General features: G+C 68.6%; 18 protein-coding genes. 9 read left to right on the top strand and 9 right to left on the bottom strand.

The genetic code is table 11. The annotated features are described in order from the left end of the window. Window positions 1-61: 61 nt before the first annotated feature. From Q9R26_RS13125 to Q9R26_RS13140, 4 genes are all read right to left on the bottom strand, one after another. The gene (locus Q9R26_RS13125) at window positions 62-874 is read right to left on the bottom strand and encodes an AAA family ATPase (RefSeq protein WP_079238208.1); all 813 of its coding nucleotides are present in this window, start codon (window positions 872-874) and stop codon (window positions 62-64) included. Continuing rightward, window positions 871-2,235, bottom strand: a complete 1,365-nt coding sequence (locus Q9R26_RS13130; protein WP_145954456.1) for a Mu transposase C-terminal domain-containing protein — start codon at window positions 2,233-2,235, stop codon at window positions 871-873. Before Q9R26_RS13130 ends, Q9R26_RS13125 begins: the two co-directional genes overlap by 4 nt. A 120-nt stretch (window positions 2,236-2,355) precedes the next feature. Continuing rightward, on the bottom strand, window positions 2,356-2,583 hold the full coding sequence (locus tag Q9R26_RS13135) for a hypothetical protein (protein ID WP_079238209.1): 228 nt from the start codon (window positions 2,581-2,583) through the stop codon (window positions 2,356-2,358). 385 nt (window positions 2,584-2,968) lie between these two features. Next, window positions 2,969-3,925 carry a bile acid:sodium symporter gene (locus Q9R26_RS13140; protein ID WP_079239171.1) on the bottom strand — a complete coding sequence of 319 codons (957 nt, stop codon included), beginning with the start codon at window positions 3,923-3,925 and terminating at the stop codon, window positions 2,969-2,971. A gap of 86 nt (window positions 3,926-4,011) precedes the next feature. On the opposite strand from Q9R26_RS13140, the gene Q9R26_RS13145 reads away from it, so the two are divergent. After that, window positions 4,012-4,443 carry a MerR family transcriptional regulator gene (locus Q9R26_RS13145; protein ID WP_079238210.1) on the top strand — a complete coding sequence of 144 codons (432 nt, stop codon included), beginning with the start codon at window positions 4,012-4,014 and terminating at the stop codon, window positions 4,441-4,443. A gap of 15 nt (window positions 4,444-4,458) precedes the next feature. Here Q9R26_RS13145 and Q9R26_RS13150 read toward each other — a convergent pair whose 3' ends face one another. Further along, the gene (locus Q9R26_RS13150) at window positions 4,459-4,812 is read right to left on the bottom strand and encodes a metalloregulator ArsR/SmtB family transcription factor (protein WP_079238211.1); all 354 of its coding nucleotides are present in this window, start codon (window positions 4,810-4,812) and stop codon (window positions 4,459-4,461) included. Window positions 4,813-4,928: 116 nt separating this feature from the next. On the opposite strand from Q9R26_RS13150, the gene Q9R26_RS13155 reads away from it, so the two are divergent. Genes Q9R26_RS13155 through Q9R26_RS13170 form a run of 4 tightly spaced genes read left to right on the top strand, consistent with a single transcriptional unit; the run spans window position 4,929 to window position 9,542 of the window. Continuing rightward, window positions 4,929-6,317, top strand: a complete 1,389-nt coding sequence (locus Q9R26_RS13155; protein WP_311227521.1) for an FAD-dependent oxidoreductase — start codon at window positions 4,929-4,931, stop codon at window positions 6,315-6,317. Between the two features lie 5 nt (window positions 6,318-6,322). After that, window positions 6,323-7,720 carry an arsenic transporter gene (locus tag Q9R26_RS13160; protein ID WP_079239172.1) on the top strand — a complete coding sequence of 466 codons (1,398 nt, stop codon included), beginning with the start codon at window positions 6,323-6,325 and terminating at the stop codon, window positions 7,718-7,720. 20 nt (window positions 7,721-7,740) lie between these two features. Further along, window positions 7,741-8,157, top strand: a complete 417-nt coding sequence (locus Q9R26_RS13165; protein WP_079238213.1) for an arsenate reductase ArsC — start codon at window positions 7,741-7,743, stop codon at window positions 8,155-8,157. A gap of 20 nt (window positions 8,158-8,177) precedes the next feature. Continuing rightward, window positions 8,178-9,542: an FAD-dependent oxidoreductase gene (locus Q9R26_RS13170; RefSeq protein WP_079238214.1), complete on the top strand. Its 1,365-nt coding sequence runs from the start codon at window positions 8,178-8,180 to the stop codon at window positions 9,540-9,542. A 137-nt stretch (window positions 9,543-9,679) separates the two neighbouring features. Here Q9R26_RS13170 and Q9R26_RS13175 read toward each other — a convergent pair whose 3' ends face one another. From Q9R26_RS13175 to Q9R26_RS13190, 4 genes are read right to left on the bottom strand one after another with little or no spacing between them, the layout of a single operon-like run. Then, on the bottom strand, window positions 9,680-9,997 hold the full coding sequence (locus tag Q9R26_RS13175) for a thioredoxin family protein (protein ID WP_311227522.1): 318 nt from the start codon (window positions 9,995-9,997) through the stop codon (window positions 9,680-9,682). Between the two features lie 39 nt (window positions 9,998-10,036). Next, on the bottom strand, window positions 10,037-10,513 hold the full coding sequence (locus Q9R26_RS13180; RefSeq protein WP_202818786.1) for a DUF4396 domain-containing protein: 477 nt from the start codon (window positions 10,511-10,513) through the stop codon (window positions 10,037-10,039). Between the two features lie 31 nt (window positions 10,514-10,544). Continuing rightward, entirely contained in the window at window positions 10,545-12,746 is a 2,202-nt protein-coding gene (locus Q9R26_RS13185) for a cation-translocating P-type ATPase (protein WP_079238216.1), read from the bottom strand. Next, the gene (locus Q9R26_RS13190) at window positions 12,743-13,000 is read right to left on the bottom strand and encodes a heavy-metal-associated domain-containing protein (RefSeq protein WP_243648838.1); all 258 of its coding nucleotides are present in this window, start codon (window positions 12,998-13,000) and stop codon (window positions 12,743-12,745) included. Before Q9R26_RS13190 ends, Q9R26_RS13185 begins: the two co-directional genes overlap by 4 nt. Before the next feature lie 92 nt (window positions 13,001-13,092). Between Q9R26_RS13190 and Q9R26_RS13195 the strand changes: the two genes are divergently transcribed. The 4 genes from Q9R26_RS13195 (at window position 13,093) to Q9R26_RS13210 (ending at window position 15,371) form a co-directional block, all read left to right on the top strand. After that, window positions 13,093-13,770 (top strand): hypothetical protein, encoded by a 678-nt coding sequence (locus Q9R26_RS13195; RefSeq protein WP_123937983.1) that lies wholly within the window; start codon window positions 13,093-13,095, stop codon window positions 13,768-13,770. Window positions 13,771-13,808: 38 nt separating this feature from the next. Then, on the top strand, window positions 13,809-14,123 hold the full coding sequence (locus tag Q9R26_RS13200) for a metal-sensitive transcriptional regulator (protein ID WP_079238218.1): 315 nt from the start codon (window positions 13,809-13,811) through the stop codon (window positions 14,121-14,123). 95 nt (window positions 14,124-14,218) lie between these two features. Next, window positions 14,219-14,662 carry a hypothetical protein gene (locus tag Q9R26_RS13205; protein WP_096897504.1) on the top strand — a complete coding sequence of 148 codons (444 nt, stop codon included), beginning with the start codon at window positions 14,219-14,221 and terminating at the stop codon, window positions 14,660-14,662. A 103-nt stretch (window positions 14,663-14,765) separates the two neighbouring features. Further along, complete coding sequence (locus Q9R26_RS13210) at window positions 14,766-15,371, top strand: DUF305 domain-containing protein (protein ID WP_079238220.1); 606 nt, start codon at window positions 14,766-14,768, stop codon at window positions 15,369-15,371. The last annotated feature ends 258 nt before the right edge of the window (window positions 15,372-15,629 follow it).

Consider the following 15,629-nt stretch of genomic DNA (forward strand, 5'->3'; position numbering starts at 1 on the left):
TGTCTCAGATGTGTGAGCAGCCTCGCTCTGTGTCGTCGTTTTCGCTGCGGTCGGTGTCGGGTTAGGTGGTGCCGATGACGAGGGTGCTGCGGGCGGCTTCGACGACGTCGTTGGTGATGACGTCGAGCTCGTTGATCTTCAGGACGCGTTGGATCTGTGGGAGTAGGCGTTCGAGGAGTCGGAAGTTGCCTCGGGTGATGCGTTCGACGGCGGCGATGGCTTGGGCGTCGGTGAAGTCGTCGGGGTCGAGCGTCTTGCCGAGCTTGCGCCATTGACGTTCGAGGACGAAGAGCAGCTCGTCGTGGCCGAGCGGACGGTACTGGTGGGCGAATCCAAGGCGGCTGTAGAGCTGCGGGTAGTGGCTGAACTGCTTCTCGATGCCGGGCATGCCGATGAGGATCATCGCGATGCCGGTGCGGTCGTACTGGTCACGGAGCCACTCGACGGCGTTGCCGGTGAGGCGTTCGGACTCGTCGATGATGATCAGCTCGAGCAGGGACGGGTTGGGGCCGTGTGCGTGGTCGAAGTGGCGGCCGTGGAGGATGAGGTGTTCCTCGATGCAGTGTTCGGTGCGGAGCATGTCGTGCCGGAGGTCGTCCTGCAGGGCTCGCATCGTGGCGGAGACCTCGGGCGTGTAGAAGACCGTGCGGGCACGGTGTGCGGCGGCGTAGATCTTGGTGTCGTCTTCACTGCGTGCGGCCCATCTGGCGATGAATGGGCCGATGCTGTCCCAGTGGGCGTAGCGGCGTGCGGAAAGGGTCTTACCGACGCCAGCGGGGCCGAAGCAGACGCCGATGGTGTTCTGCTTCCGAACGGCATCCGCGAACTCCGCGAACCGGCGGTGTTCCTTCGTGATGATGAACTGGCTCGTCATGACCGGTCCTCCTCGTAGGTCTTCAGTCGCCGTTGATCCGGTGCGGGTGCGGGTGCTGGTGGGGTGTGATCATCGGGCGTGGGGCGGACGATCGCGATGCGTTCGCGGATCTGCCCGCGCAGGGCTCTGCGTTGCGCGTTCCGGGCGGCTTGGATCTGTTTGAGGCTGATCGTCTCGGTCTGGTGCTGGGTGCTGATGGCGGTGCAGAGGAACGCGTCGCGGTGGAAGACGCGGATCTCGGTGACGTCGCGGGGGTCGTACCGGACGCTGACGGTGCTGCCCACGAAGGGTGCGAGGGTGGTTGCGGTGTAGCGGAGCCCTTCGAAGTGGATGCCGTCTCGTTGCACGACGCGCGTGGTTGGGACGGTGAGCAGGAACCCATCGAGCTGCTCGAGGGAGTCCGGCAGTCGTGGCAGCCACCCGTCTGCGATCCACGCTTCCAGTGGGCTCTTCCGGAGCTCGCGGTGGGTGCGGGCGTTGTAGCGGCGGATGAACGTGTTCATGGCACTGTCGACACCGGCGAGATCTAGCGCCGGCGTCGGCGCGGAGGATCCGGGCGCGAGGTGGCCGGGGAGCGTTGGGAGCAGCTCGGTGTTGATGGTGCCGAAGAACCGCTCGATCTTCCCGCGGCCCTGTGGTCGAGCAACCTGCGAGTGGATGATGCGGAGGTGCAGCACGGCGGCGGTGTCGCCGATTCGGTGGCTGGTGAAGTCGGACCCGTGGTCCGTGTAGAGCACGTCTGGGATCCCGCAGACGGGCCAGTCTGGTTCCGGCTTGTGCCAGATCGCTTGCCGGAGCGCGAGCGCGGTGTTCGCGGCGGATGGGGCGCCGAGGAACACCATGTACCCGCAGACCGCACGGGAGTAGTCGTCGAGGATCACCGTCAACCACGGCCGTTCCGGCTTGCCGTCGGGTCCGACGATGAGCAGGTCGAGCATCGTGTGGTCCGCCTGCCAGATCGCGTTGGGGCGATCCGCACGACGTCGGAGCAACAGTTCGTGCTTGTCCCGATATGACGCGGGCCCCTCGAGCGCGAGCGTCATCATCCCGGGATCAAGCCCGTTCACGATCGACCGCACAACGGAGTACGACGGCGCGGAGAGACCTCGTTTGGTGCAGTGGTTGTCGACCTGGCGGTGAATCGTGGCGATCGAGGGTCGTGGCTTGGTGAGCGCGAGCCCCTCGATCAGGCGCACCAGTTCCGGTGCCGTCCGTCGGGCGCCGTGATCGGTGCGGGTGCCGTCGGCGAGAGCCGGGTATCCGCCGGTTCGGTAGCGGGCGAGCCAGCGTTGCAGGGTGCGTTCGGCGACGCCCGTGGTGCGGGCGAGGGTGGCGAGCGGGATGGCGCCGTTACAAGACACGCCGTTCCGAAGGTCGCGCTGCCAGAGTTCAGGTCTGTTGTAGCGGAATCGGAGGTTTATGGTACATCCGATAGACAGAGTTCTCCTGGCCGAACGAGGGACGGCTTTTTGAACCGGCGGTTACTTCTGCCCGCGGCGTGCTCGACGCAGTTCTGCGACGATGCGAGCACGCTCGGGATCCTTGGCCAGCGTGCGGTCGTCGATGACATCGATGACGTGCTGGATCAGTGCGACGACCTGCTTGGGCAGGACGACACCGAGCACGCCACCGACGACGGCGATGACGCCGGTCAGGGCAGCGGTACCACCGGAGGCCATCAGCATGTCCACCGTGTCGGTGATGGGCATGATGCCTCCTTCGGGATTGGCCAGATGCGGCCAGAACCCACCCGGCTTCGAGTGGGGGCATGAGGGCACCGACGCGCAACGAAGGGCGCGGCGGCGGATGGCAGGAGCGACGAGCGCTTCCCACGGATGCCCGAGTCAGATCAGGACATGAAAAAAGCCGGTCCCGAGAGGGCCGGCCGGAGACAGCATCGTGCTGTCTTGAGTGTCAGCGTACAGAGCGGATGCGACACCCGGGAGGTTCCGGGCAGACGCGTACCGAGCGATCCCACAGTAGCGGAGCGACCGGGCATGAAAAAAGCCGATCCAGAGGACCGGCTGCAGGCGCGCACTATGAACGCAGGACGATTCTGACACGAGGAGTGGACCGTGTGCAACCCTTCCCGAGCTACCGCTGCGTCGGTTCCACTGCGGTCGGAATCAGTGCGGGCACGGCGCGGACGTAGATGATCATGCCGACGAGCTCGACGAGCGTCTGGGTTACCACGACGACCGGTGCGAGCCCGAGGTCTGGTGGGAGTGCGAGCGCAAGCGGGAGGACGACGAGGGAGTTCCGCGTTGCGCCGCTGAACACCAGCGCGCGCCGGCTGGGGACGTCGAGCCTGGTGATCTTGCCGGCGATCATCCCGAGCACGGCCATCACCACCAGGAACGCCCCGTAGATGGGTACCAGCAGGATGAGTCGGCTGACGTTCTCGGCGACCGCTCCCGCTTGTGAGGCGACGACAACGAACAGGGTCGCCATCATCAGGGGCACCATTAGGCCCTGCATCAGCCCCTCGACACGCTGGCCGATCCTCGCCCGCTTCGCGAGTGCCTGCGTCGCCGCGGCCGCGACCAGCGGCAGGACGATCAGGACGAGGAACGCTTCGACGAACGGTCCGATCTCGACTGCGGCGACCCCAGTGGGGCCGATGAACAGCAGCAGGTAGACGGGGAGCAGCAGGATCTGCACCAGCATCAGGAGGGGTGCCGCCGCGAGGAGTCGCGCGGACGCACCGCCGGCGAGGCCGGAGAACACGATGACGTGGTCGATGCAGGGTGTCAGCAGCACCAGCAGCACGCCGAAGAGCAGTGGCGGGTCGCCGGCAACGAACCTGGACAGGACGAACACCACGACCGGCACGACGACGAAGTTCAGCACGAGGACTGTGCCGAGGAAGCGAACATCTCGGACCGCTCGTCCGATCGCGGCGAATGGCACCCCGAGGAACGTCGCGTAGAGCAGGAGGCCGAGGACGGGGTTGATACCGACCTCGAGGTGCTCCGCTCCGGGCAGCACTAGTCCTGCTCCGGCGCCGATGGCGATCGCGGCCAGGTAGAGCAGGATCTGGTGATCCTCCATCGCGGAGACGAGCCGCTTCACCGGAACGCTCCGGCCGCATCGGGGGCGTTCCAGTGCGCTGGAAGGTCAAGCCGTACGCTGCTGACGTGCGCATCTCGGAAGCCAGCCGCAGAACCGGTGTCGCTGCGACCACGCTGCGGTACTACGAGTCCCTTGGCCTGATCGGCAGCCGCCGGCTCGAGAACGGGTACCGCGATTACGACGACGCCGCGATCGAGCGGGTCGGGTTCATCCAGGCGAGCAAAGAGCTCGGCCTCTCCCTCGTCGACGTCGCCGAGCACCTCGTCACGGTTGACCCCCGATCCTGCACGGACGTCCGCGACACCATGCGGCCCGTCCTCGCTCGACGTCTTCAGGAGATCGACGACAAGATCGCTCGCCTGCAACAGCTCCGCGGGCGGTTGGCGCAAGCGGATCAGGACTTCGCCGGATGCCCGGACCGTGACGAGCACTGCAGCACGCAGTGCGTCATCGCCGACGGCATCGGGGCAACTGCTCGGCGTCCCCGGAGAAGGTAACCGCGCGGCCGAGGGTTAGCGCGTCGGTGCGGTGATGAGGCCGGCGAGGGTGTCGAGCGCGCCGGGGACGAGTGAGAAGTAGGCCCAGGTGCCGCGCTTCTCGCGGTGGAGGATCCCGGCGTCGACGAGCACCTTGAGGTGGTGTGACACGGTCGGCTGGGACAGCCCGAGCGGTTCCTGCAGGTCGCAGACGCACGCTTCCGCGCCCTCGTGAGCGGCGACCATCGAGATCAGCCGGAGTCGTGCCGGGTCGGCGATCGCCTTGAGCGACTTCGCGAGGACCTCCGCGGACGCCTGGTCCATCGCCTCGGTGGTGACGGGCGAGCAGCACGCGGTGACGTCCTGGATGGGAAGCAGTTCGATCGTCATGGGCTCATCCTCCCACGGACTTTGACACGCGTCTATATTTGCACTCATCGATATCGACGTGCTTCGATGTACGCGCCGGCCCTCGGCTCCCGCTCGATCCGTGAAGGACCAGCCTGATGACTCACCTCCTCGCCGTCGGCGGCAGCGACGCCGGCATCGCCGCAGCGCTCCGCGCCCGCGAACTCGACCCGACCACCGATGTGACGGTGGTCCTCGCCGACGAGTTCCCGAACTTCTCCATCTGCGGCATCCCGTACTGGGTCTCCAGCGACGTCGCCACGGAAGCGTCCCTCGCGCACCGCACCCGCTCGGACCTCGAAGCCGCCGGCATGACCGTCCGCTCCTCCACCTGGGCTTCCGCAGTCGACGTCGACCGCCGCCGCCTCACCGTGACCAGTCCCGCCGGGGATGAGGAGATCTCCTACGACCAGCTGCTGATCGGCACTGGTGCTGAACCGGTGCGTCCGGCCGGGGTGCCGTTCGGGGAACCGGGCATCCACCTGCTGCACTCGATGACTGACGCCGAGCAGGTCGTCGCTGCCCTCGAGCTGCTGCCGGCGGGGAGCCGAGTGGCAGTAGTCGGCGCCGGGTACATCGGCCTGGAGATGACCGAAGGGCTCGTCGCCCGTGGCTTCGACACGACGCTGATCCAGCGCGGCCCGGAAGTGCTCTCCACCCTCGACCCCGAACTCGGTTCCCTCGCGACCGCCGAGGTCCGCCGACACGGCGCAACCGTCCTGACGGGGTTGACCGTCACCGGGATTACCCCGGCAGGCGGTGGGCAGTGGCGCGTCGCCACGACCTCCACGTCCGGTGACGCGGAGGGCACGTTCGCGCTCGTCGTGGTCTGTGTCGGTGTCCGCCCGGCCACGGGCCTTGCGGTCGCCGCTGGGGCACGGCTCGGGCAGGCTGGCGCGATCGTGGTCGACGAGTCCATGCGCACCGGGATGCCGCACGTGTGGGCGGCAGGTGACTGCGTCGTGACGCACCACCGCCTCCTCGGCACAACCTGGTTGCCGCTCGGTACGACCGCGCACAAGCAGGGTCGCGTCGCCGGGGAGAACATGCTCGGCGGCAGCAGGGTCTTCGCCGGCTCCGTGGGGACGCAAGTGGTGAAGGTGTTCGACCTCGTTGCCGCCCGCACCGGCCTCCGCCAGCACGAGACCGGCCCTCTGGACGTGTCGCCGCTGACGCGGGTGACGGTCGCGGATGACCACAAGCGGTACTACCCGGGCGCCGTCCCGCTGACGATCAGCGTCACCGGCGACCAGGCCACCGGTCGGCTCCTCGGCGCGCAGATCGTCGGTCAGCGGACCGCGGAGATCAGCAAGCGCATCGACACGTTCGCCACCGCCCTCCACGCGGAACTCACCGTGGACGACGTCATCGACCTCGACCTCAGCTACACGCCGCCGCTCGGGTCCCCGTGGGACGCCGTGCAGGTCGCCGCGCAGGGCTGGGAACGCGCCGCCGCTGCAGCGAACCAGGCCGGGGTGAGCGCCTGATGGTGATGGCTGTGGTCGCGGCGGCGATCTTCGTCGCGACGCTCGTGGTGGTGATCTGGCAGCCCAAGGGCTTCCCGATCGGCTACACCGCGCTCATCGGCGCCGTCATCGCCCTCGCCACCACCGTCGTCGGCCTCTCCGACGTCCCGACAGTGGTCGGGATCGTGTGGAACGCGACGCTGACGTTCGTCGCGGTGGTGCTGATCTCGTTGATCCTCGACGAGGCCGGGTTCTTCGAGTGGGCGGCCCTGCACGTCGCCCGCTGGGGCCGCGGCAACGGACGGCTGCTGTTCGTCCTGATCGTCGGCCTCGGTGCCGTCATCGCGGCGGTGTTCGCCAACGACGGGGCCGCGCTGATCCTCACCCCGATCGTCGTCGGGATGCTCCGAGCACTGAACATGCCGCGGAAGGCGGCGCTCGGGTTCATCCTCGCCACGGGGTTCATCGCCGACACCGGCAGCCTGCCGCTGGTGGTGTCGAACCTGGTCAACATCGTCTCCGCCGACTACTTCCACCTCGGCTTCGCCGAGTACGCCGCCGTCATGATCCCCGTCGGCATCGTCTCCGTCCTTGCTTCCCTCGGGATGCTGCTGCTCTACTTCGGCAGGAGCATCCCGAAGCGGTACGACGTTCTCGCCCTCACCAGCCCCGCCGCGGCGATCACGGACCGTGCGACGTTCCGCGCTGGCTGGGTCGTCCTGGCGCTGCTGCTGGTCGGCTACTTCGCCGCCGACCCGCTCGGCGTCCCGCTCGCGGCCGTCGCCGGCGTCGGAGCCGTCATCATCGTGCTCGTCGCCGCACGGCAGCCCGCGTTCCTCTTCGCCCGCGCCCAGGCCGCACCGGTTCTGGTCACGACCGGCGGTACTGCCACCGTCAGCGCAGGCAGCACCGGGCCGGGTGCTCCTTCGGGGCGGGTGATTCCGGTGTGGAAGACGATCCGGGAGGCGCCGTGGCAGATCGTGCTGTTCTCCATCGGCATGTACCTCGTCGTCTACGGCCTCCAGAACCAGGGCCTCACCGACCACCTCGCGACGCTGTTCGACGTGTTCGGTGACCACGGGGTCCTCGTCACCGCGCTCGGCGTCGGGTTCACCATCGCGATCCTCGCGTCCCTGATGAACAACATGCCCACCGTCCTCATCGCCGCCCTCGCCATCGGCGGTGCCGGCGCGACCGGGCTCACGTACGAGGTGATGGTCTACGCCAACGTCATCGGCTCCGACCTCGGCCCGAAGATCACCCCCATCGGCTCCCTCGCGACCCTGCTGTGGTTGCACGTGCTGGAGAAGAAGGGCATCCACATCGGGTGGGGGCAGTACTTCCGCACCGGCATCGTCCTCACCATTCCCGTCCTCGCCGTCACCCTCGCCGCCCTCGCCGGCTGGCTCACCCTCATCCACTGAACCCGGAAAGACACACACCCATGAGTGACAAGCCCACGATCCTGTTCGTCTGTGTCCACAACGCCGGACGCTCCCAGATGGCCGCCGGCTACGCCCAGGCCCTCGGTGGCGACCGCGTCGAGGTCCTCTCCGCCGGCTCCGAGCCGAAGGACCAGATCAACCCGATCGCGATCCAGGCGATGGCCGAAGAGGGCATCGACATCGCCGGCAACCAGCCGAAGATCCTCACCACCGACGCCGTCCGCGACTCCGACGCCGTCATCACGATGGGCTGCGGCGATGCCTGCCCGATCTTCCCCGGCAAGCGGTACGAGGACTGGGACCTCACCGACCCGGCGGGCCGCGGCATCGAGGACGTCCGCCCCATCCGGGACGACATCAAGCACCGCGTCCAGACGCTCCTCGCCGAGCTGCTGCCCACCGAAGCAACCGCGTAACGACCAGGAAGCCGCAGACCATGACGCTCACCCTCACCGTCCCACCCCGCACCGCCGCGGACCGCCTCACCGGACTCCCCGTTGCGGTCATCGGGGCCGGCCCCGTCGGGCTCGCTGCCGCCGCGCACCTCCTCGAGCGCGGCCTCGACGTCGTCGTCTACGAAGCTGGCCCGACGGTTGGGACGAGCGTCCGCGCTTGGGGGCACACGCGTCTGTTCTCCCCGTGGCAGTACGTCATTGACCCTGCCGCGCAGCGTCTCCTGGAAGCCACCGGCTGGGAAGCGCCTCGAGCGGCGTCGTTGCCCACTGGCCAGGACCTCGTCGACACGTACCTGGCGCCCCTGGCAGCGACCCCACAGCTCGCACCGGTGATCCGCTACGGCACCCGGGTGGAGGCGGTGTCACGGCAGGGCAAGGACCGCACCCGCTCCACCGGCCGCGCCGACACCCCGTTCCTGCTCCGCCTCCACACCGCCGACGGCGCGCACGACGTGAGCGCGCGTGCGGTCGTCGACACCTCGGGCACCTACACGTCCCCGAACCCCCTCGCTGCCGCCGGGCTCGCACCCGTCGCGGACCTCGGCGCCCGGGTCGTCCACGCACTGCCTGACGTCCTCGGCGCCGACCGGGCCCGGTTCTCGGGGAAGCGGGTCCTCGTCGTTGGTGCCGGCCACTCCGCAGCGAACACGCTCATCAAGCTCGCCAGCCTCGCCAAGACCGCGCCGGGTACCCACGTGCTGTGGGCTGTCCGGAACGCCGGCACAGCCCGGCTCGGCGCCGAGGCCGCGGACGGGCTCGCCGCCCGCGGTCAGCTCGGCTCCACCGTCCACGGGCTCGTCGAGTCCGGGCAGGTGCAGCAGATCGCCTCGTACGAGATCGACGACGTCCGACCCGACGGCGACCAGGTCACCGTCACCGGCCGCCGCGCTGGAGCGCCGTTCGCGGTGACCGTCGACGTGATCGTGAACGCGACCGGGTTCCGGCCCGACCTCGACATGCTCCGCGAGATACGGCTCGGTCTCGACGACATCGTTGAAGCACCCCGAGCCCTCGCACCGCTGATCGACCCGAACCTGCACTCCTGCGGGTCCGTGCCCCCGCACGGCGTCGCTGAGCTCGCGCATCCGGAGCCGAACTTCTTCATCGCCGGCATGAAGTCCTATGGCCGCGCACCCACGTTCCTGCTCCTCACCGGGTACGAGCAAGTCCGTTCCATTGCCGCGGAGCTTGCTGGCGACCGCGACGCTGCCCGGCTGGTGCAGCTCGTCCTCCCGGCGACCGGGGTGTGCAGCACCGATGTTGGCGGATCCTCCTCCTGCTGCGCCGCTCCGGCGGTTCCATCTCCGGCAGAGCCCGCAGCGTCGAGCTGCTGTACGGCGTCCTGACTGGGGATCCTTCTAACAACCACGGAGGCTCCAGGGCTCACGCTAACCACGGAGGCTCCAGGGCTCACGCCGGGACGCAGCTGAGCCGAGGGGCGAGGGCTCCCATCCCGATGACTGGCGAGAGCCCTCGCCTCGGGTCAGTTGGCGTGTTCGGCGATCGCGTCGCGGAGCTGGCCGAGGGTTGGGGAGCCCGCGAGCCCGTCAGGAGTGAGGTACATCCGGCATGACAGACCGGGCGGTCCGTCCGGTGTGGGGAATAGTGCAGCGCCGTCGATCAGCACCGACGGGGAGCCGTGGAAGTCCCAGGCTTCTGCCTCGGCTTGGGTTGCGATGAACTGCCGCGTCACCGTGACGTCGGAGCGTTCGGCCGCGATCGTGGCGAGGCGTTCTTCCGTGATCTGCCAGTTTGGGCAGCCATCGAAGTACTGCAGGGTGATCTGCATCGTGATGTTCATCTCTGAGCGCTGGTTCGGGTGCTCGGTGGGGTGCTGGTGTCAGTGGTGGCCGTGGACGACGGCGTGGCCGAGGCCGCGACTGATCATCCAACGGTTGATGGGGGTGGTGACGACGAATGCCACCGCCAGGGAGAACGCGAGCGACCCCCAGAACAGCCAGTTGTTCAGTTGCGCGTCCATGGCGCCGGGAACCGCGACGATGACGGTGTTATCGATGATCTCCATCACGGCGATGGAGACAGTATCGGCGGCGAGGGCGACCTTGAACGCGGCGGAAAAGCTCAGCCCGGACCGGATCACCCCGCGCATGGTGAGGGCGTAGCCGAAGATGAACGCGAGGACGATCGACAGGATGATCGTGCCGGTGTTGTGCAGACCGGTCGCGGTGCCGATGACCATGCCGAGCACTTCACCGATGGCGCAGCCCGTGAGGCAGTGCAGTGTTGCTTGCGCGGCCATCGACCACGTCGTCGGCGCATGACCGCCGTGGTTCTGGTGGCTGTCGTGGTCGGTCATGCTGTGGTGTTCGTGGGTGTCCATGTCGCTCCTATCGAGTGTGGAAGGTGCGGAGTCGAAGGCTGTTGCTGACGACGAAAACCGACGACAGGGCCATGGCTGCGCCGGCGATCATCGGGTTCAGCAGTCCCGCCATCGCGAGCGGGATCGCGGCAACGTTGTAGGCGAAGGCCCAGAACAGGTTCACCTTGATCGTGCCGAGGGTGCGGCGGGCGAGCGCGATCGCGTCCGCCGCGGCGCTCAGGTCCGCTCGGATGAGGGTGATGTCGGCGGCTTCCATGGCCGCGTCGGTGCCGCTACCCATCGCGATCCCAAGATCCGCGGCGGCGAGAGCGGCGGCATCGTTGACGCCGTCGCCGATCATCGCCACGGACCGGCCCTGCTGCTGCAGCCGGATGACGGTCCGGTACTTGTCTTCGGGTCGCACCTCAGCTTCGACGTCGTCGATGCCGACCTCGGCGGCGACCGTCCGGGCGACGTCTTTAGCGTCGCCGGTGAGCATGATCGTGCGCAGCCCCATGTCGTGCAGGCGACGGATCGCGTCCGGGCTAGTCGGCGCGATGGTGTCCGCGACGCTGATGACGCCGCGGGCTGCGCCGTCCCATGCGACAACGACCGCGGTCGCGCCGCCCCGCTCTGCGGTCCGGACCGCGTCCGTGACCGCTTCGGGGATGCTGATGGCCCACTGTTCGGCCAACCAGGCGGGTCGGCCGACGAACACGAGGGTGCCGTCGACGACGGCTTGGACGCCGAGCCCGGCGGTGGACTGGAACGATTCCGCGGTGGGGTGGTCGGTGGCGGCTGCGGTGATGGCGCGGGCGATCGGGTGTTCGGATCCTGCTTCCGCGGCGGCGGCGAGGGCGAGCACCCGGGTGTCGGTTTCCCCACCGACGGCGGTCACCTGGTGGACGCTCATCTTGCCGGTGGTGACGGTGCCGGTCTTATCGAGCACGACGGTGTCGATCCGGCGGGTGGCCTCGAGGACCTGGGGTCCGCGGATGAGGATCCCGAGCTGGGAGCCACGTCCGGTGCCGACGAGCAGCGCGGTCGGAGTTGCCAGCCCCAGGGCGCAGGGGCAGGCGATCACCAGGGTCGCAACGGCGGCGGTGAACGCGGCTTGCACGTCGCCGGTGAGCAGCAGCCACCCGACGAGGGTCAGCACCGCCAGGCCCATGACGATCGGGACGAACACGGCGGAGACCCGGTCGGCGAGGCGCTGCACCTCGGCCTTGCCGGTCTGCGCGGACACGACGAGCCGGCCGATGCGGGCAAGCTCCGTGTCGTGACCGACGCGGGTGGCTTCGACGATGAGTCGGCCGCCGACGTTCACGGTCGCACCGGTGACAGTGTCGCCGGGGCCGGCCTCGACGGGGACCGCTTCACCGGTCATCACGCTGGTGTCGATCGCGCTCGTGCCATCAGTGATGGTTCCGTCGGTGGCGATGCGTTCACCCGGACGGACCACGAACCGATCCCCGACCTGTAGTGCTGCGGTCGGCACCTCGGTTTCGACACCGTCTCGGAGCACCCGGGCAGTCGGTGCACCCAAGGCGAGGAGCGCCTGCAGGGCGGCGCCGGAGCGGTCCTTCGCGCGGGCCTCGAAGTACCGGCCGGCGAGGAGGAACACCGTCACCGCGGCGGCGACTTCGAAGTACGGCTCCGGAGCCGCGCCCGGGTGCGGGAACCAGGAGAACGCCATCCGCATCCCGATGTGCCCGGCGCCGCCGAACACCAGCGCCCAGACGGACCACACGGTCGCGGCGGCGACGCCGACGCTGACGAGGGTGTCCATCGTCGCGGCCCCATGCCGGGCGTTGATCGCGGCAGCACGATGGAACGGCCACGCACCCCACACAGCGACCGGCAGCGCCAGCACCAGAACGGCCCACTGCCATCCCGGGAACTGCAGGACCGGGACCATCGACAGCGCCACCACCGGGACGGCGAGCACCGTGGACACGATCAGGCGCCGACGCAGCGGCGCGAGCTCGTCGGTGTCCGCGCCGGCCGGTTCGGGCAGGTGCGCGCCGTACCCGGCCGCTTCAATGGTCCGGATCGCGTCGTCGACAGCGAGGTCCGCGGGGAGCGTGACGGAGGCGCTTTCGGTGGCGTAGTTCACGCTCGCGGTCACGCCGGGCAGCTTGTTCAGCTTCCGCTCGATCCGGTTCGCGCACGACGCGCAGGTCATCCCCTCGATGGTCAGCTCAACCGGCGGGGTGCTGGTCGTGGTCATGATGCGACCAACGTGTAGCCGGCCTCCTCCACAGCGGCGGAGACTTCCTCCTGCGGCAGGTTGCGGGTGCTGGTCACCCGAGCGGTGGAGACACCGCCGACGTTGAGGTCGATCGTCACGTCCGTGACGTCCGGCACGGCGGCGAGTTCCTCGTTGACACTCATCACGCAGTGCCCGCACGTCATGCCCGTGATGGCGTACGTGTTCGTCAGCTGCTCGCTCATCGTGGTGATCCCTTCGTCGTTCACGTTCATCAGGTACCCTAGGGGGGTACCGTAGCGAGTGTAACGCCGGTCGGGCGGATGTGTTCCCAATCCGCCGAACCGGCATCCGGAAAGAGGACGTGATGGCGAGCAGAACTGATCGGCGCGAAGAGGCGCGGCGGAAAGCCGCTGACCGCAGAGCGGAACAGCAGCGCAGTCGCACCCGCCGGTGGTGGCTGCTGGGCGCCGCCGTGGTCGTCGTCCTCGCCGCGGTCACCACGATCACGGTCGCCGCGCTGAACCGTGGCAACGACACGGCGCCAACAGCGTCCGGAGCGACGGCGGCACCGCCGTGGCCGGCCCCCGCGGATGCGGCGGCGCGGGCGAAGGCTGCCGGGCTCGAGGTGGCGGGGATGGAAGGTGCGGCGCTGCACACCCATCAGCATCTGTCCGTGTCCGTGGACGGGGAGCCGGTGGCGGTGCCGGCGAACATCGGCGTCGACGTGCAGCGGGGCGGCATGTCTGCACTCCACACCCACGACACCTCCGGCATCGTGCACGTCGAGTCCGCGAAGGTGCAGCCGTTCACCCTCGGACAGCTCTTTACCGAGTGGGACGTGACCTTGCGAGACGGGCAGGTCGGCGGGTACGTCGACGGGAAGAACGACCGGCACGTCGCCGTGTTCGTCAACGGCACCCGCACCACCACGCCGCTGCCGGATCTGGAACTGCAGGACCAGCAGGACATCGCCATCGTCATCACCCGTGGGTCCGGTACGCCGATCGCGCCGACCCCGTTCGATTGGTCGACGGCGGCATGAGCGCCGCTACCGTAATCGGTGAACCCCGAGGAGCGTCCATGACCGACACCACCGCGCCCGCAGCAGAGCACCACCACGGGTACATCACCGCGAAGGAGGACTACCTCAAACGGTTGCGCCGCATCGAGGGGCAAGCCCGCGGCCTGCAGCGGATGGTCGATGAGGAGCAGTACTGCATCGACATCCTCACCCAGGTGTCCGCGATGACGAAGGCGCTGCAATCCGTCGCGCTCGGCCTGCTGGATGACCACCTCGCGCACTGCGTCACCGACGCCGTCGCCGAAGGCGGCGACGAGGCGGCGGTGAAGCTGAAGGAAGCCTCCGACGCGATCGCCCGCCTCGTGCGCGCCTAACCAGCTCTCCGCCCGCCAGACGGGGCGGTTGTCCTCTCAGCGCTCGTCCTGCACCATAGAACCCGCACCCCGACCAGTCATCAGTACGGATCCGCATGCTCACCACCGCGAACACCACGCGCCGCCGCCTGCTGCTGCAGGCCACGGCGGTGCTGGCGTTGCTGCTGCTGGTCGGGTTCACGGTCCTGATGCACAGCATGCTCGGCCACGCGACCACCGGCGAGCACGCCATGACCGCCATGACGGCCGAGCACACCCACAGCGACGCAGCCGAGCACGCTGCCGCGCCGGCTGGCGCGGTGGTGAGCGTGCTCAGTGATGCTGGCTGCGATGGCGGCCTGTGCGCGCTGATGTGCTCCCTGATGGGGATGGCCTGCGCGCTGACGATCGCCCTGTTCGCGTGGGCGCTTCTGCGCACCCGGAACGGCGGGGTCCTCTACGTCCTCGCACGCCTCCTCGCCCTCGGGGACCGTGTCGCACGCCGCGTCGCGGCACCCAAGCCGCCATCACTGACGGCGCTGCAGATCATCCGTATCTGATCCATCCCCGGCGGGAGCGCTCCCTTCGGAAGCTCTCGCATGCCCAGAACACGGGCAGGTATTCGCCTGCCCGGAACACCTGACGCATCACGGGAACGGATCCATGAACACCACCATCACGCGCACCCTCGCGGCCACCGCCGCCCTCACCATCGGCCTCACCCTCGCCGGATGCTCCACCAACAACGCCGGCTCCTCGGACAACTCCTCCTCGTCGTCCTCGTCGTCCTCGTCGACGCACAATGACCAGGACGTGACGTTCACGCAGGGGATGCTGCCGCACCACAAGCAGGCCATCGAGATGAGCGACATGCTCCTCGCCAAGGGCTCCGACGTGGACCCCGACGTCGTCACGCTCGCGAAGCAAATCAAGGCCGAGCAGGCACCGGAGATCAAGACGATGACCGGCTGGTTGAAGGCCTGGGGCGAGCCCACGGAGATGTCGAGCATGTCCGGGATGGATCACTCCTCCATGTCGGGCGGGATGATGTCCGACGCCGATATGAACGCCCTCGACAGTGCCTCCCCGGCGGACGCCGGGAAGCTGTTCCTGCAGCAGATGGTCGAGCACCACACCAGCGCTGTCGACATGGCGAAGACCGAAGTCGATAAGGGCAAGAACACCGACGCGGTCGCGATGGCGAAGTCGATCGTGTCGAGCCAGACCGAGCAGATCAGCCAGATGAAGGACATGCTCGCGTCGATGTGACCCCGGCCGTGGGTCGCGGCGGTGTCCCCCCTCCCTGCCGCGATCCGCGACCGGCTTTCCCCCTCTCCCGCTCGAGCACCCCGCCGAGCGGCCCTGTTTCTTCTGACGTGCTCATCCCCGTCCGCCGTCTTTCTTGGAGCCTGCCTGTGCCCCAGCAGCACCCCCACACCCCCACTGCAACGCCGCTGACGCGCCGCGAAGCCCTCGCCGCAGAACGCGCCACACCCCCCGCTCCGCGGACGCCCCGCATCCGCCGGA

It is taken from the genome of Curtobacterium sp. BRB10, assembly GCF_031844325.1.
Taxonomy (GTDB): domain Bacteria; phylum Actinomycetota; class Actinomycetes; order Actinomycetales; family Microbacteriaceae; genus Curtobacterium; species Curtobacterium poinsettiae_A.

Bases quoted from the DNA above. Each gene is read 5' to 3' on its own strand.
- Q9R26_RS13175 (WP_311227522.1), bottom strand. From the start codon at position 9,997: ATGAACATCACGATGCAGATCACCCTGCAGTACTTCGATGGCTGCCCA.
- Q9R26_RS13170 (WP_079238214.1), top strand. From the start codon at position 8,178: ATGACGCTCACCCTCACCGTCCCACCCCGCACCGCCGCGGACCGCCTC.
- Q9R26_RS13125 (WP_079238208.1), bottom strand. From the start codon at position 874: ATGACGAGCCAGTTCATCATCACGAAGGAACACCGCCGGTTCGCGGAG.
- Q9R26_RS13150 (WP_079238211.1), bottom strand. From the start codon at position 4,812: ATGACGATCGAACTGCTTCCCATCCAGGACGTCACCGCGTGCTGCTCG.
- Q9R26_RS13180 (WP_202818786.1), bottom strand. From the start codon at position 10,513: ATGACCGACCACGACAGCCACCAGAACCACGGCGGTCATGCGCCGACG.
- Q9R26_RS13210 (WP_079238220.1), top strand. From the start codon at position 14,766: ATGAACACCACCATCACGCGCACCCTCGCGGCCACCGCCGCCCTCACC.
- Q9R26_RS13155 (WP_311227521.1), top strand. From the start codon at position 4,929: ATGACTCACCTCCTCGCCGTCGGCGGCAGCGACGCCGGCATCGCCGCA.
- Q9R26_RS13185 (WP_079238216.1), bottom strand. From the start codon at position 12,746: ATGACCACGACCAGCACCCCGCCGGTTGAGCTGACCATCGAGGGGATG.
- Q9R26_RS13135 (WP_079238209.1), bottom strand. From the start codon at position 2,583: ATGCCCATCACCGACACGGTGGACATGCTGATGGCCTCCGGTGGTACC.
- Q9R26_RS13190 (WP_243648838.1), bottom strand. From the start codon at position 13,000: ATGAACGTGAACGACGAAGGGATCACCACGATGAGCGAGCAGCTGACG.
- Q9R26_RS13205 (WP_096897504.1), top strand. From the start codon at position 14,219: ATGCTCACCACCGCGAACACCACGCGCCGCCGCCTGCTGCTGCAGGCC.
- Q9R26_RS13200 (WP_079238218.1), top strand. From the start codon at position 13,809: ATGACCGACACCACCGCGCCCGCAGCAGAGCACCACCACGGGTACATC.
- Q9R26_RS13165 (WP_079238213.1), top strand. From the start codon at position 7,741: ATGAGTGACAAGCCCACGATCCTGTTCGTCTGTGTCCACAACGCCGGA.
- Q9R26_RS13195 (WP_123937983.1), top strand. From the start codon at position 13,093: ATGGCGAGCAGAACTGATCGGCGCGAAGAGGCGCGGCGGAAAGCCGCT.
- Q9R26_RS13140 (WP_079239171.1), bottom strand. From the start codon at position 3,925: ATGGAGGATCACCAGATCCTGCTCTACCTGGCCGCGATCGCCATCGGC.
- Q9R26_RS13160 (WP_079239172.1), top strand. From the start codon at position 6,323: ATGGCTGTGGTCGCGGCGGCGATCTTCGTCGCGACGCTCGTGGTGGTG.